Origin of the sequence: Methylobacterium litchii (assembly GCF_038442315.1) — a bacterium.
Taxonomy (GTDB): Bacteria; Pseudomonadota; Alphaproteobacteria; order Rhizobiales; family Beijerinckiaceae; genus Methylobacterium; species Methylobacterium litchii.
The window spans coordinates 205,270-220,041 of the sequence record NZ_JBBXMY010000006.1 but is presented as its reverse complement, the minus strand read 5'-3'; the positions used below and the strand labels follow the sequence as shown (position 1 = coordinate 220,041).

Annotated in this window: 13 protein-coding genes; 3 read left to right on the top strand and 10 right to left on the bottom strand. The window is 68.2% G+C overall.

The genetic code is table 11. From position 1 onward, the window contains the following. Window positions 1–4: 4 nt before the first annotated feature. From AAHF99_RS13755 to gloB, 8 genes are all read right to left on the bottom strand, one after another. Complete coding sequence (locus tag AAHF99_RS13755; RefSeq protein ID WP_342164931.1) at window positions 5–775, bottom strand: SDR family oxidoreductase; 771 nt, start codon at window positions 773–775, stop codon at window positions 5–7. Window positions 776–791: 16 nt separating this feature from the next. Then, complete coding sequence (gene odhB / locus AAHF99_RS13750; protein WP_342164929.1) at window positions 792–2,105, bottom strand: 2-oxoglutarate dehydrogenase complex dihydrolipoyllysine-residue succinyltransferase; 1,314 nt, start codon at window positions 2,103–2,105, stop codon at window positions 792–794. Between the two features lie 89 nt (window positions 2,106–2,194). Beyond that, window positions 2,195–5,197 carry a 2-oxoglutarate dehydrogenase E1 component gene (locus tag AAHF99_RS13745; protein WP_342164928.1) on the bottom strand — a complete coding sequence of 1,001 codons (3,003 nt, stop codon included), beginning with the start codon at window positions 5,195–5,197 and terminating at the stop codon, window positions 2,195–2,197. Window positions 5,198–5,349: 152 nt separating this feature from the next. Continuing rightward, complete coding sequence (gene sucD / locus AAHF99_RS13740) at window positions 5,350–6,234, bottom strand: succinate--CoA ligase subunit alpha (RefSeq protein ID WP_243954091.1); 885 nt, start codon at window positions 6,232–6,234, stop codon at window positions 5,350–5,352. Between the two features lie 2 nt (window positions 6,235–6,236). Continuing rightward, complete coding sequence (sucC, locus tag AAHF99_RS13735; RefSeq protein ID WP_342164926.1) at window positions 6,237–7,433, bottom strand: ADP-forming succinate--CoA ligase subunit beta; 1,197 nt, start codon at window positions 7,431–7,433, stop codon at window positions 6,237–6,239. Between the two features lie 42 nt (window positions 7,434–7,475). Continuing rightward, a complete protein-coding gene (mdh, locus tag AAHF99_RS13730; protein WP_243954089.1) occupies window positions 7,476–8,438 on the bottom strand; it encodes a malate dehydrogenase in 963 nt (320 codons plus the stop codon). Between the two features lie 366 nt (window positions 8,439–8,804). After that, window positions 8,805–9,380: a TetR family transcriptional regulator gene (locus AAHF99_RS13725; protein ID WP_313898749.1), complete on the bottom strand. Its 576-nt coding sequence runs from the start codon at window positions 9,378–9,380 to the stop codon at window positions 8,805–8,807. Between the two features lie 348 nt (window positions 9,381–9,728). Further along, window positions 9,729–10,499 carry a hydroxyacylglutathione hydrolase gene (gene gloB / locus AAHF99_RS13720; RefSeq protein WP_342164924.1) on the bottom strand — a complete coding sequence of 257 codons (771 nt, stop codon included), beginning with the start codon at window positions 10,497–10,499 and terminating at the stop codon, window positions 9,729–9,731. 188 nt (window positions 10,500–10,687) lie between these two features. Here gloB and AAHF99_RS13715 point away from each other — a divergent pair, with 188 nt between their 5' ends. Beyond that, entirely contained in the window at window positions 10,688–11,422 is a 735-nt protein-coding gene (locus tag AAHF99_RS13715) for a class I SAM-dependent methyltransferase (RefSeq protein WP_243954086.1), read from the top strand. Between the two features lie 29 nt (window positions 11,423–11,451). Continuing rightward, complete coding sequence (locus AAHF99_RS13710) at window positions 11,452–12,159, top strand: MarC family protein (RefSeq protein ID WP_342164923.1); 708 nt, start codon at window positions 11,452–11,454, stop codon at window positions 12,157–12,159. Between the two features lie 7 nt (window positions 12,160–12,166). On the opposite strand, the gene AAHF99_RS13705 is transcribed toward AAHF99_RS13710, so the two are convergent. Then, window positions 12,167–13,219: a hypothetical protein gene (locus AAHF99_RS13705; RefSeq protein ID WP_342164921.1), complete on the bottom strand. Its 1,053-nt coding sequence runs from the start codon at window positions 13,217–13,219 to the stop codon at window positions 12,167–12,169. 192 nt (window positions 13,220–13,411) lie between these two features. Between AAHF99_RS13705 and AAHF99_RS13700 the strand changes: the two genes are divergently transcribed. Then, complete coding sequence (locus AAHF99_RS13700) at window positions 13,412–13,627, top strand: hypothetical protein (protein WP_342164920.1); 216 nt, start codon at window positions 13,412–13,414, stop codon at window positions 13,625–13,627. A gap of 27 nt (window positions 13,628–13,654) precedes the next feature. Here the strand turns inward: AAHF99_RS13700 and AAHF99_RS13695 are convergent, their stop codons facing one another. After that, window positions 13,655–14,710: a cytochrome-c peroxidase gene (locus AAHF99_RS13695; RefSeq protein WP_412759883.1), complete on the bottom strand. Its 1,056-nt coding sequence runs from the start codon at window positions 14,708–14,710 to the stop codon at window positions 13,655–13,657. Window positions 14,711–14,772 lie beyond the last annotated feature (62 nt).

The window sequence follows — 14,772 nt, the reverse complement described above, 5'->3', positions numbered from 1 at the left end:
GACGTCAGCGGCCGCCGGAGACGAGGATGTTGGCGCCGGTCGTGTAGGCGGCGTCCTCGGACAGGAGCCACACGATGGGAGCCGCCACCTCTTCCGCCGTGCCGGCCCGGCCCATCGGCTGGTCCGGCCCCAGCCGTGCGACCCTGTCGGGTTGCCCGCCGCTGGCGTGGATCTCCGTATCGATGATGCCCGGTGACACCGCGTTGACACGGATGCCCTCCGCCGCGACCTCGCGGGCGAGGCCGGTGGTGAAGGTGTCGATGGCGCCCTTCGAGGCGGCGTAGTCCACGTATTGGCCGGGGCCGCCGAGGCGGGCCGCGACCGAGGACAGGTTGACGATGCCGCCGCCATGCCCGCCGTGCCGGGTGGACATGCGCCGCACCGCCTCGCGGGCGCAGAGGAAGCTGCCGACGATGTTCGTCGTCATCATCCGCTGAAGCCGCGCGGCGCTCATCTCATCGACGCGGCCGGCGACATCGACCACGCCCGCGTTGTTGACGAGCGCCTTCAGCGTCCCGAGCCGGTCGGCGGCCTCGAACAGGGCGAGCACGTCGGCCTCGACGCCGACATCGCTGCGGACAGCCACGGCTTGCCCGCCTTTGGCGGTGATCGCCTCGACCACCGCCTGGGCCGCCCCCGCATCGGAGACGTAGCTTAGGCAGACCGCGTAGCCGCGATCCGCCAGCATCAGGCACACCGCCCGCCCGATGCCGCGGCTGCCGCCGGTCACGACGGCGACGGGGGTGGTTTGTCCGCTCACGTCTCCGCTCCTCATGGGTTCAACGGGATCCTCAGAGATCCAGCACGAGCCGGGCCGGATCCTCCAGGGCTTCCTTCACGCGCACGAGGAAGGTGACGGCCTCCTTCCCGTCCACGATGCGGTGATCGTAGGACAAGGCGAGGTACATCATCGGGCGCGCCTCGATCTTGCCGGCGCGGACCACCGGGCGCTCCTCGATCCGGTGCATCCCGAGGATGCCCGATTGCGGCGCGTTGAGGATCGGCGTCGACATCAGCGAGCCGTAGATGCCGCCGTTGGTGATGGTGAAGGTGCCGCCCTGCATGTCCTCGATGGAGAGCTTGCCCTCGCGCGCCTTCTTGCCGAAGCCGGAGATCTTCTTCTCGATGCCGGCGATGGACAGGTCGTCCGCATCGCGCACCACCGGCACGACGAGGCCCTTATCGGTCCCGACCGCGATGCCAATGTGGTAGTAGTTCTTGTAGACGAGGTCCTGCCCGTCGATCTCGGCGTTCACCGCCGGCACGTCCTTGAGGGCGCCGATCACCGCCTTGGTGAAGAAGCCCATGAAGCCGAGCTTCGTGCCGTGCTTCTTCTCGAAGATGTCCTTGTACTGGCTGCGCATCGCCATCACGGCGGACATGTCGACGTCGTTGAACGTCGTCAGCATCGCCGCCGTGTCCTGCGCGTCCTTCAGGCGGCGCGCGATGGTCTGGCGGAGCTTCGTCATGCGCACGCGCTCCTCGCGGGAGGCGTCGTCCGGGGCGGACGGGGCGCGCGGCATGCTCGGACGGGCTTCCTTGGCCGGGGCCGGGCTGCTCGGCCCCTTGGCGATGGCGCCGAGCATGTCGCCCTTGGTCACGCGGCCGTCCTTGCCGGAGCCGTTGACGCCGGACGGATCGACGCCGGACTCACGGGCGAGCTTGGCGACGGCCGGGCCGTTGTCGCCCACCGGGCGCTGCTGGGCCGGGGTGCCCGCGTCGTGGTTGCCGTAACCGGCGCCGCCTTCGGGGGCCTTCGCCTCGGTGGGCTTCGGGGCCTCGCTGCGGCTCTCGGCCTTCGTCTCGGCGGTCTGCTTCGGGGCTTCCTTGGCGGCGGCCTTCGGCTCCGGCTTCTTGGGAGCGCCCGAACCCTCGACGATGGAGCCGAGGATCGCGCCCGGCTCGACGGTCTCGCCGTCCTTCACGAGGATCTCGCCGAGTTCGCCCGCCGCCGGGGCGTTGACCTCAAGGGTGACCTTGTCGGTCTCGAGTTCCACCAACGGCTCGTCGGCCGCCACCGCGTCGCCGGGCTTCTTGAACCAGCGGCCGATCGTGGCCTCGCTCACGGATTCCCCGAGCGTCGGGACGAGGATGTCGGTTGCCATGGTCTCGCTCTGTCAGGTCGGCGGGTCCCCGGGGGACCCTGGATGGGATCGGCGGTCGCTGAGCGCGGCCGCCGGAGTCTCGGGACGGATCAGACGGCCAGCGCCTCGTTGAGGAACGCCTGCAACTGCGCCTGGTGCTTCGACATCAGGCCCACGGCCGTGGAGGCCGAAGCCGGGCGGCCGACGTAGCGGGCGCGCGACACGGGGGAGTTGGCCTGGCCCAGCACCCATTCGAGATAGGGCTCGACGAAGGACCACGCGCCCATGTTCTTGGGCTCTTCCTGGCACCACACCACGTCCGCGTTGCGGAAGCGGGCCATCTCGTTGGCCAGCGCCTTCAGCGGGAACGGGTAAAGCTGTTCCACACGCATCAGGTAGACGTCGGTGATGCCGCGCTTCTCGCGCTCTTCCAGCAGGTCGTAATAGACCTTGCCCGAGCACAGCACGACGCGGCGGATCTTGTCGTCGCGGACCAGCTTGTACTCGCTGCCCTCGCTCTCCGCCTCGTCCCAGAGGACGCGGTGGAAGGTCGAGCCCTCGGCGATGTCGCTGAGCGTCGACACGGCGCGCTTGTGGCGCAGTAGCGACTTCGGCGTCATCAGGATGAGCGGCTTGCGGAAGTCACGCTTCAGCTGCCGGCGAAGGATATGGAAGTAGTTCGCGGGCGTCGTGCAGTTGGCGACCTGGATGTTGTCCTCGGCGCAGGCCTGGAGATAGCGCTCCAGGCGGGCCGAGGAGTGCTCCGGCCCCTGCCCCTCGTAGCCGTGCGGCAGCAGCAGCACGAGGCCGGACATGCGCAGCCACTTGCGCTCGCCCGACGCGATGAACTGGTCGAACACCACCTGTGCGCCGTTGGCGAAGTCGCCGAACTGCGCTTCCCACAACACCAGCGCGTTCGGCTCGGCCAGCGAGTAGCCGTACTCGAAGCCCAGCACCGCCTCTTCCGAGAGCATCGAGTTGATGATCTCGATCTGCGCCTGCCCGTCGCGGATGTTGTTGAGCGGCGTGAAACGCTGCTCGTTCTCCTGATCGATCACCACCGCGTGGCGCTGGGAGAAGGTGCCGCGCTCGACATCCTGGCCGGACAGCCGGACCCGGTTGCCGTCCAGCAGCGTCGCGCCGAAGGCCAGGGCCTCGGCCGTCGCCCAATCGATGCCGGCGCCGGTCTCGACGGCCTTGGCGCGGTTGTCCATGAAGCGCTGGATCGTGCGGTGCAGGTGGAAGCCGGGGGGCGCCTGCGTGATCTTGCGGGCGATCTCCTGGATCGTCTCGGCCGGCACGGCGGTGCGGCCCCGGCGCGGATCGTCCACGTCCTCGTGGACGGCCTTCATGTTCGACCAGCGCCCGTCGAGCCAATCGGCCTTGTTGGCCTTGTAGTTCGTGGCGATGTCGAACTCGCTGTCGAGCATCGACCGGAACTCGGCCTTGCGGGCGTCCAGCGCCTCCTGCGAGAGGGTGGCGTTGTCCACGAGCTTGCGGCCGTAGGTCTCCAGCACGGTCGGATGCTTGCGGATCCGCTGGTACATCTTCGGCTGGGTGAAGGCCGGCTCGTCGCCCTCGTTGTGGCCGAAACGGCGGTAGCACAGCATGTCGATCACGACCGGCTTGCCGAACTTCTGGCGGTACTCGACCGCGATCTTCGCCGCGAAGGTCACGGCCTCCGGGTCGTCGCCGTTGCAGTGGAAGATCGGCGCCTCGACCATCTTCGCCACGTCCGACGGATAGGGCGAGGAGCGCGAGAAGCGTGGATCGGTGGTGAAGCCGATCTGGTTGTTGATGATGAAGTGCACCGAACCGCCGGTGCGATGGCCCTTAAGGCCCGACAGGCCGAAGCACTCGGCCACCACGCCCTGACCGGCGAAGGCCGCATCGCCGTGGATCAGCAGCGGCAGCACGGTGCGGCGCTCGACGTTGGGCTTCGCCCACTGGTCCTGCTTGGCGCGGACCTTCCCGAGCACCACCGGATCGACGATTTCGAGGTGGGACGGGTTGGCGGTGAGCGAGAGGTGGACGTTGTTGCCGTCGAACGCCCGGTCGGACGAGGCGCCGAGGTGGTACTTCACGTCGCCCGAGCCCTCGACTTCCGCCGGGGAGGCCGAGCCGCCCTTGAACTCATGGAACACCGCCCGGAAGGGCTTGGCCATCACGGTGGTGAGGGTGTTCAAGCGGCCGCGATGGGCCATGCCGAACACGATCTCGCGGACGCCCAACGCGCCGCCGCGCTTGATGATCTGCTCCAGCGCCGGGATCATCGCCTCGCTGCCGTCGAGGCCGAAGCGCTTGGTGCCGGTGTACTTGAGGTCGAGGAACTTCTCGAAGCCCTCGGCCTCGATCAGCTTGTTGAGGATCGCGCGCCGGCCCTCGGGGGTGAAGGAGATTTCCTTGTCCTTGCCCTCGATGCGCTCCTGGATCCACGCCTTCTCGGCGGGATCGGAGATGTGCATGAACTCGACGCCGAGCGTCTGGCAGTAAGTCCGCTCCAGGATGTCCACGATCTCGCGGATCGTCCCGAATTGCAGGCCGAGCACGTTGTCGAGGAAGATCGGCCGGTCGTAATCGGCTTCGGTGAAGCCGTAATGCTGCGGGTGCAGCTCCTCGTGATCGCCGCGTGGGGCCAGCCCCAGCGGGTCGAGCTTGGCGTGGAGGTGGCCGCGCATGCGGTAGGAGCGGATCAGCATGATCGCCCGCACCGAATCCTTGGTCGCCTGCTCGACGGAGACGCCGGTGGTGGCCAGGACGCCGCCGGCCGCGGCATCGACCGGCTTGCCCGGCAGGGCCTCGCCCTTCTTCTCCTTGGCGACGATCTTGTCGCCGATGGCCTTTTCCAGGGCGGCCCAGTTGCCGTCCATGGCCGAGACCAGCTCGCCGTTCAGCGGCACCGGCCAGTTCGGCTTCTCCCAGGAGGCGCCGGCGGCGTTCTTCTCGACGAGGGTCTCGTCTTCACCGAGGGCCTTGAAGAAGTTCTGCCACTCGGGATCGACGGAATGCGGGTTGCGCGCGTAAGCCGCCTGCAATTCCTCGATGTAGGCGGCGTTCGCGCCGTAGAGGAACGAGGTTTCGAGGAGCGCTTCGTTCACGTCCTGGCGTGCCATGGTCCGTCCATCCTGTCGCTCGGGCGGGCGGCGGAGCCACCCGCATCGCGGTGCCGGAACGTCGCCGGCTCTAGAAAGCGGTGAAGGGCGCCGCGCGCCCCTCACCCGATTGCCTTGCGCCGGGCGGCCGCGAGAGGCCGCCGGGGAGGTCGTCAGCCCTTCAGGACCTCGACCAGGGTCGAGCCGAGGCGCGCCGGCGACGGGGAGACGCGGATGCCCGCCGCCTCCATCGCCGCGATCTTGTCCTCGGCGCCGCCCTTGCCGCCCGAGATGATCGCGCCGGCATGGCCCATGCGGCGGCCGGGGGGCGCCGTGCGGCCGGCGATGAAGCCGACCATCGGCTTGCTGCGGCCGCGCTTGGCCTCGTCGCGCAGGAACTGCGCCGCCTCTTCCTCGGCCGAGCCACCGATCTCGCCGATCATCACGATCGACTCGGTCTTGTCGTCGGCCAGGAACAGTTCGAGCACGTCGATGAACTCGGTGCCCTTCACCGGATCGCCGCCGATGCCGACCGCCGTGGTCTGGCCGAGGCCCGCCGTCGTGGTCTGGAACACGGCCTCGTAGGTCAACGTGCCGGAACGCGAGACGATGCCGACCGAGCCCTGACGGAAGATGTTGGCCGGCATGATGCCGATCTTCGACTGGCCCGCCGTGACGATGCCGGGGCAGTTCGGGCCGACGAGACGGGACTTGGAGCCCACCAGGGCACGCTTCACGCGCACCATGTCGAGCACCGGAATCCCTTCCGTGATGCACACGATCAGCGGGATCTCGGCCGCAATGGCCTCACAGATCGCGTCCGCCGCGCCGGGCGGGGGCACGTAGACGACGGAGGCGTCGGCGCCCGTGGCCTCGCGGGCCTCGGCGACCGTGTCGAACACCGGCAGGCCGAGATGGGTGGAGCCGCCCTTCCCGGGGGACGTGCCGCCGACCATCTTGGTGCCGTAGCTGAGCGCCTGCTCGGAGTGGAAGGTCCCGTTCTTGCCGGTGAAGCCCTGGCAGATGACCTTAGTGTTGGCGTCGATCATCACCGACATGATCAGGCTCCCTTCACGGCGGCGACGATCTTCTGGGCGGCGTCATCCAGGTCGTCGGCCGGGATCACGTTGAGGCCGGAGGCGCGGATGATTGCCTTGCCCTGCTCGACGTTGGTGCCTTCCAGGCGCACCACCAGCGGGACCTGCAGCCCCACCGCCTTCACCGCCGCGATCACGCCGTTGGCGATCACGTCGCACTTCATGATCCCGCCGAAGATGTTGACGAGGATGCCCTTCACGTTCGGGTCGGCGGTGATGATCTTGAACGCCGCCGTCACCTTCTCCTCCGAGGCGCCGCCGCCCACGTCGAGGAAGTTCGCCGGGCTCTCGCCATAGAGCTTGATGATGTCGAGGGTGGCCATGGCCAGACCCGCGCCGTTCACCATGCAGCCGATCGTGCCGTCGAGCGCGATGTAGGCGAGGTCGTACTTCGACGCCTCGATCTCCTTGGCGTCCTCCTCGGTCTCGTCGCGCAGCGCCACGATGTCGGGGTGCCGGTAGAGGGCGTTCGAATCGAAGGCCATCTTGGCGTCCAAGCACTTCAGGTGCCCGTCGCCGGTCAGGACCAGCGGGTTGATCTCCAGGAGGCTCATGTCCTTCGACACGAAGGCCTTGTAGAGCTTGTCGGTGACGTCGGCCGCTTCCTTGGCCTGGGCACCCGTGAGCCCCAGCGCCTTGGCGACCGCCCGGCCGTGATGGGGCATGACGCCCGTGGCCGGATCGACCGGGATGGTGTGGATCTTCTCAGGGGTATCGTGGGCGACTGCCTCGATATCCATGCCGCCTTCGGTGGAGACCACGAAGGCGACGCCGCCGGTCTCGCGGTCCACCAGCATCGACAGGTAGAACTCGGCGGCGATCTGTGCGCCTTCCTCGATATAGAGACGGTTCACCTGCTTGCCGGCCGGGCCGGTCTGGATCGTCACCAGGGTCTGGCCGAGCATTTCGCCGGCATACTGCTTCACCTCGTCGATGGACTTGGTGACGCGCACACCGCCCTTGGCGCCCTGCGGGGCCCCGACGAACGTGCCCTTGCCGCGACCGCCGGCATGGATCTGGCTCTTCACGACCCAAACCGGACCGCCGAGTTCCTTGGCGGCTGCCTCGGCCTCGGAGGGGTTGAAGATCGCCACGCCGCGGGAGACCGGCAGGCCGAACTCCCGCAGGACCGCCTTGGCCTGGTATTCGTGAATGTTCATCGGAGCCTCTTTCAGAGGAGCGAAGAGGGAGGGGCGAGTGGCTTAGGCCAGCGAGCCGTCGACGGTCTTGCAGGCTTCGATGAGGCCCTTCACCGAGTTGACCGACTTCTCGAACATCGCCTTCTCGTCGCCGTTGAACTCGACTTCGAGGACCTTCTCGACACCGCCTGCGCCGATCACCACCGGCACGCCGATGAACAGGCCGTCGATGCCGTACTGGCCGTCGAGATGGGCGGCGCAGGGCAGCACGCGGCGCTTGTCGCGCAGGTAGCTCTCGGCCATCGAGATGGCGGAGGAGGCCGGGGCGTAGAAGGCCGAGCCGGTCTTGAGCAGGTTCACGATCTCGCCGCCGCCCTTACGGGTCCGCTCGACCATGGCGTCGAGCTTTTCCTGGGTGGACCAGCCGAGCTTGATCATGTCGGGGAGCGGCACGCCCGCGATGGTCGAGTAGCGGACCAGCGGCACCATGTCGTCGCCGTGGCCGCCGAGCACGAAGGCGGTGACGTCCTCGACCGAGACGTTGAACTCCTCGGCCAGGAAGTGGCGGAAGCGGGCCGAGTCGAGCACGCCGGCCATGCCGACGATCTTGTTCTTCGGCAGGCCGGAGAACTTCTGCAGTGCCCACACCATCGCGTCGAGCGGGTTGGTGATGCAGATCACGAAGGCGTCCGGCGCGTGCGCCTTGATGCCCTCGCCCACCGCCTGCATGACCTTGAGGTTGATGCCGATCAGGTCGTCGCGGCTCATGCCGGGCTTGCGCGGCACGCCGGCGGTGACGATCACCACGTCGGCCCCGGCGATCGCCGAGTAGTCGCTGGCGCCCGCGAGCTTCGCGTCGAAGCCCTCGACCGGGGCGGCCTCGGCGATGTCGAGCGCCTTGCCCTGGGGCACGCCGTCGACGATGTCGAACAGCACGATGTCGCCCAGTTCCTTGAGGCCGGCGAGAAGGGCCAGGGTTCCGCCGATCTGGCCGGCACCGATGAGGGCGATCTTGCTGCGTGCCATGTCGGGTCTGCCTCCTTTGAAACTGTGCGTTCGTAGCGCGTAGGGTTCGCGCCAGCGTGCATTGCGCCGGCTCGGTCGCGTCCGAAATTCTGCGCGGCTGTGTGGCCGAAAAGCACCGTCGCTTCAACCCGATGCGACTTGGCCAAAGGGCCGGATCGCGCCGGAAGGCCGTCCGGGCACGCGCAGGACCAGCGCGGAAATCGCTGTGCTGCAAAGGTTTTAGGTGCGGTGCAGCGAGCCGGAAGGTCGCAATGACAGAATGCCGAACCTGTCAGTTTCACATTTTCGAGGGGCGCCTTGGCGCGACTCGCGGCCCGAAAACGAGAAGGGCGGGGTCGCGTCTGCCGCGAACCCCGCCCTGGTCTTTCAGAGCACCCCAGCGCGTAAGACTCGCTGGATGGCGTGGATCACGGCGCCGAACCGCGCCTCGATCAGGTCTCGCGGCACGTCCGCGTCGTGCTGGATCGCGAGGGGATGCGTGAAGCGGTAACTCGCGTCGAAGATGTAGGCGATGGCCCGTTCCCGGTCCCGCGCCGAGAAGATGCCGGAGGTGATTCCCTCCTCGACCACTCGCTCCACGAGGCTGCGCAGGCGCACCCGGTGACGTCGGGCGATGGGGCGGGCCGCGACGGTAGCGTCGAGATGGACCGCGAACAGGTTCGGTTCGTTGGCCAGCGCGTCCCGCTGCAGGGCCGCGAGGGCGACGAGCAGGCGCTCGATCTTGTCGTCGGCCGGATCGGGAGCGTCGGCGATGCCGGCGAGCCGCGTTTCCACATCCCGCAGCCAGCGCCCCGCCACGGCGTCGAGCAGCGCATCCTTCGAGGGGAAGTACCGGTAGACGTTGGCGTGCGTCATGCCCGCCTCGGCGGCCACGGCGACCACCGTCACCCGTTTGGGACCGAGCCGCGCCAGATGCTCGGTGGCGATGCCCAGAAGGCGGATATCGGCTGAAACGGGAGCCCGGGCCTTGGTGGGCCCCGTGGCCTCGGCGCCATCACGCGACGCGGCAGGCGGAAGACCGTCGATTCCCGGGAGGCTTACCTTAAGGCCGGGCTCGTCATCCTTCGAGGATTCGACATCCGACCTGAGGAACGGAAGTGGAAGGCGGGAAGAGGACAGGTGGTAGGGCGAGGCGGACCCCCATCGTTCCGAAAGAAGCGCCGGGGCGCTTCCGGTTGACTCTGCGGTGTCCCCCCGGGAGCCCGCGTGCTCATGCAGCTTCGCTGCCGCTTATGTGTCGTATGTTCAAAATGATTTGAGAACGCAACAAATTTTTCCGTCTCAACTCGCTCAGAACCGATCCTTCCACGACCTTAGAGTGACGAACACCTTCTCCGCGCTCGTACCTGCTGGCAGATCGACGCCCTGTGCCAGTTCTGGGCTTTCACTCCTCAGAAAGGGATTGGTGCGGCGCTCGTGAGCGAGAGTCGAAGGGATGAGGAAGCGGCCCTCGCGCTTGGCTTGCTCGGCCTCCGCGACACGGGCGCGCAGGGCCTCGTTGTTCGGGTCGGCGGCGAGGGCGAACTTGCCATTCGACAGTACGTAGTCATGCCCGCTGAAGACTTGGGTGTCGTCCGGCAGCGACGAAAACCGTTGAAGCGAACGCCACAACACTTCCGGCGGGCCTTCGAGGACGCGGCCGCAGCCGAGGGTGAACAACGTGTCCCCCGCGCAGACGAGTCCCGCCTGCTCGAACCAGTAGGTGATGTGGTCGCTGCAATGGCCGGGCGTCTCCCAGACCTGCGCCGTGAGCGACCCGACGGAGACCGTATCACCCTCGCCCACCGCGACATCGACGCCGGGGATTTCGCCACCCGCCTTGCGCGGAGCGGTGACGCGGGCGCCGGTCTTCTCCTTCACCTCCGGGATGCCGGCGATGTGGTCGCCGTGGCGGTGGGTGACGAGGATGTCGGTGAGGCGCCAGCCGGTCTCGTCGAGGGCCCGGAGGACGGGGCCGGCTTCCGGCACGTCGATGGCGGCGCAGGCGCCGGTCTCTGAATCGTGGATCAGGACGCCGATATTGTCCGAGCGGCAGAGGAACGTCTTGACCTGCGCTGACACGTCCGCGTCTCTCCCTGCTGCCTCGCGACCGATCCCGTCCAAGGCTCCGGTTGGAAAAAGCCGCTTTCGCGCAGCGAGGTTCCGCCACGCCTTGCCGCGGGCCATTCCCGCCACCATTGATGGCCCTGGACGCGGGGCGCACGCCCCGCCGGGATCAGCGGCAGCCTGCAGAAGCGCGTAGAACGATCATGCGCCTCGACGTCAACGGCCTGAGGGCCTTCTATGCCACGCCCCTCGGCGCCACGACCCTCAGGGTCGTCGGCCGTTCGGTGCATGGCTTCCTCGGGTCGGTCTCGGGCCTGCGCGTCCTGGGGATCGGCTACGCGACTCCCTACCTCGCCCCCGTCCATTGCATCGCCGAACGGACGCTCGCCTTCATGCCGGCCTCGCAGGGGGTGGTGAACTGGCCGGGCTCCGGTCGCTCCTGCACTGCCCTCACCGACCCGACCATGATGCCCCTGCCCGAGGCGGCCATCGACCGGGTGATCCTCGTCCACGCGCTTGAATCGGTCGAGAGCCCGACCGAACTGCTCCAGGAGGTTTGGCGCACCCTCACGCCGGGCGGGCGCATGGTGCTGGTGGTGCCGAACCGGCGCGGCATCTGGGCTCGGCGCGAGGCGACGCCCTTCGGCCACGGCCAGCCCTACAGCCGTTCGCAGCTCGGGCGGCTGATGCGCGACACGCTGTTCTCGCCGGAGGGCTGGGCCGAGATCCTGTACATGCCTCCCGTGCGCTCGCGGGTGCTCCTGCGGACGGGGCCGATCTGGGAGGCCTGCGGCACGTCGCTCGCCATGCCCTTCGCCGGGCTCCACGTCATCGACGCGACGAAGCAGCTCTACCGCCCGATCGCCGTGGCACAGGTGCGCCGCGCCCGTCGCCTCGCCCCGGCCCGCGTACTCGTCCCGGCGCCCGCACCCGGCTAGACCTTCCTCCGAACGGAGGGCGGAGCCGGGTGAGCGTCGATTCCACGATCCAGCATTTCCTGCTGGCCTTTTCGGGCCTGATCGCCATCGTCAACCCGATCGGCGGCTCGCTCATCTTCGCGCAGGTCGCGGGCGGCTTCAGCCATGCCGAGCGGGTTCTGCTCTCGCGGCGGATCGGCGTCTACGCGGCGATGATCATGCTGGGCGCCCTCTGGGCGGGCACGCCGATCCTGAACTTCTTCGGCGTCAGCCTCGCGGCCCTGCGCATCGCCGGGGGGCTCGTGGTGATGTCCTCGGCCTGGACGCAACTCAACCGGCCGGAGGCGCGGGAGGCCCGCAAGCAGGCTGAGGCGTCGGGCTCGCGGGACAGGCGGGCCCAGGACCTGCCGGTGGAAGCGCCCTCCGGCAACCTCGCCGAGATCGCCTTCTTCCCCCTCACCCTCCCCTTCACCACCGGCCCCGGCACCATCGCGGTGGCGATCACGCTGGGGGCGAGCCGGCCCGAGATGCTGGCCGACCGGATCGGCTTCTACACCGGGGTCTCGCTGGCGGCGCTCGGCGTCGCCCTGCTCGTCGCCCTGGTCTACGGCTCGGCGGACCGGGTGGTCGCCCTGATCGGGCCGGCGCGGGCGCGGGTGTTGGGGCGGCTCTTCGCCTTCCTGCTCCTCTGCGTCGGCACCCAGATCCTGCTGACCGGCCTGAACGACGCCTTCGCGTCATTCGGTCGGTCTCGCTGAGGGGAGCCTAGATCACCGGCAGTTCCGAGAACCCGCCATACATCGCGGCGTGGCCGAGATAGTAGAGCAGGAGAAAGCCGGCGAGGGAGGCGGCGTACCAGGCTGGGGCGAGGACCGTGTCGCGGACCCGGACCTTGGCCCGCACGTCGTCGGCGGCGATGCCGAGCAGGACCACGATGATGCCGGAATGGCCGATGGCGTCGATCTTGCCGAACTCGAAGATGGCCGAGATGAACACGCCGGCCAGGATCAGGGCGGAGGTGCGGCGCACCAGCGGGGTCCAGATCAGGGCGAAGGCGAGGGTGAACTCGATGACGCCGGCCGCCTGCATGAAGAGCTCGGGGCTCGCACCCATCGTCATGGAGGGCTTGGCCGCGATCAGCGGATCCGTCCATTGCGGGTAGGCCCACTTCTCGACGGAGGCCCACATCAGGGTGATCGCGGCGGTCCAGCGGACGATGTCGAGGGGGCGGATGCCGTAGGGCGACACGTCGAGGCCGCGCAGGATCAGGTAGGTGGCGACGCCCAGGAACACCGGATAATCCGCGAGGTGGAACAGGCCGTACTGCGCGGTGGCGTAGGAGAACAGGAACACGATCCCGAGGCCAGTGATCGGCATCGTCCTGCGCCAGATCAGGCATCCGGCGAGGGCGAGCTGGAACCACGGGATCCAGGCGACGTCGGTCTTGAGTTCGGGCGTCAGGATGACGCCGCCGAGGCCCCAGAGCGAGACGAAGAAGAAGCCGACCGTGGCGCGCACCAGAAGCTCGGTGTCGGTGCGGATGCGAGTCGTCACGCGGTCGAGGGCGTTGAGCAGCGCGGTGCCGAGCGGTGTGCCCTCGGCGAGGCAGCCGAACATCAGGCAGGCCAGGGCCAGCGCCACCAACCATTCGAAATTGAGGCAGAGGACGTTCTCAAGACCGCGCGGCTGGCCCGATACGTCGTAGGCGCAGAACCACTTCACATGCGCGCTGGCTTCGCCCGACAAGGCTAAGCTCAGTGGGACCGCGGCGGCGAAGGGCGAAAGAAGACCAGAAAACAACTTCCTGGGGGACTGCATAAGACCCTCGCCCTGATCGGCCGTGCTCTATGAAATGAATTTAAATCGATTCCGCCTCCCGACGCTAAGCCTTTGTTAACATGTCTACCCAAAAGGTTAACGCTGTGGATTCTGTGTGTCTTAGAGCACGCACTGTCCCCAGCCTGCGAGGAACGGCCGCTGGAAGCATGCGGTTAAGGCTTGGCGCCTAGCGTGGCCGTAGCGGTCGCGCCGGGGCACCCGGAGAGCCTTGCGGAGAAGTCGTTCATGATGGGATTGGCGAGCGCTCTCAGCCTCTGCCTCGGCGTCGCCCTCGCGGCTCACGCGCCGTCCGCAGGCCTGCGCGCCGAAGCCTTCGAGACCTCGGGCGGCGTATTTCTCGTGTCGGGTCTGGTTCTGCTCGGCTCCGGCCTGCCGGTCTTCCATTAGACCCCGCAAGCGAAGCCTGCGGCGCCCTCAGGGCGTCGGCGCCTGGGGCGGGAAGACCGCCGAGGTCTCGTCCCGGTCCCCCTCGGCGGTGAGCGTGCCGAGGAAGGCGAGAAGGTCGGCCTTCTCCTCGGCCGTGAGGTTCAGGGGCTTGATCTGCCGGGAGCGGCTGGGCCGCTCGATCCCGCCCTTGTCGTAGAGATCGATCACCGCTTCGAGCGTCGGGATCGAGCCGTCATGCATGAAGGGCGCCCGCTTGCCGACCTCGCGCAGGGTCGGCGTCTTGAAGGCATAGCGCAGGGCGACCGAGTTCGGCATCAGCCGGCCCCGGCCGATGTCGTTGCCCGTGGCGGTGCCGATGTCGTGGAACGAGCTGTCGGTGAACGACCAACCGGAATGGCAGCCGGAGCAGCCGGCGCGGCCGTTGAACAGATCGAAGCCACGCTTGGCCGCGTCCGGGATCGCCGCCTCGTCGCCGGAGATCCAGCGGTCGAACGGCGCCTTGCCGGCCACGATCAGGCGCTGGAAGGTCGCCAGCGCCGCGTCGAGACGCTCGGCGCTCACCACGGGATCGCCGAAGGCGGCGGCGAAGGCCTCGCGGTAGCTCTCGTCCGCCGAGAGGCGCTGCACCGCCTCGGGGATCTTGGAGTTCATGTTGCCGATTCCGGTGATCGGCGCCCGCGCCACGAGTTCCAGGCTGTGGAACTTGCCGTCCCACCCGAGCGGCCCGTCCTGCCATGCGACGTTCAAGAGCGTCGGCGTGCGCAGGTCCATGTCGCCGCCCACGAGGGTGGAGGCGCGCGCCCGCCCGTCCGACCACGCGAGGTCTGGCCGGTGGCAGGAGACGCAGGCGCGGTCGTTGTTCCCGGACAGGATGGGGTCGAAGAACAGCCTGCGGCCGAGATCCGCCTTGGCGGGGGAATAGGGGTTGGTCTCGGGGAAGGGGATGACCGAGGGCGGGCGGTAGGCGGCCCGCCACACGGCGCGGCGGTCATCCTCCGAGGTCCCGGCGGGACCCGTCGCGGCTGCGAGCGCAGCGAGCGCCACCGCGGCAGCGCCGTATGTCCTCAGCTGAGACCACATCATCGAATGACTTATGCGTGGTTCGGTTGAGAATTCGTGAATTGGATCAATTACGCTACAGTAAA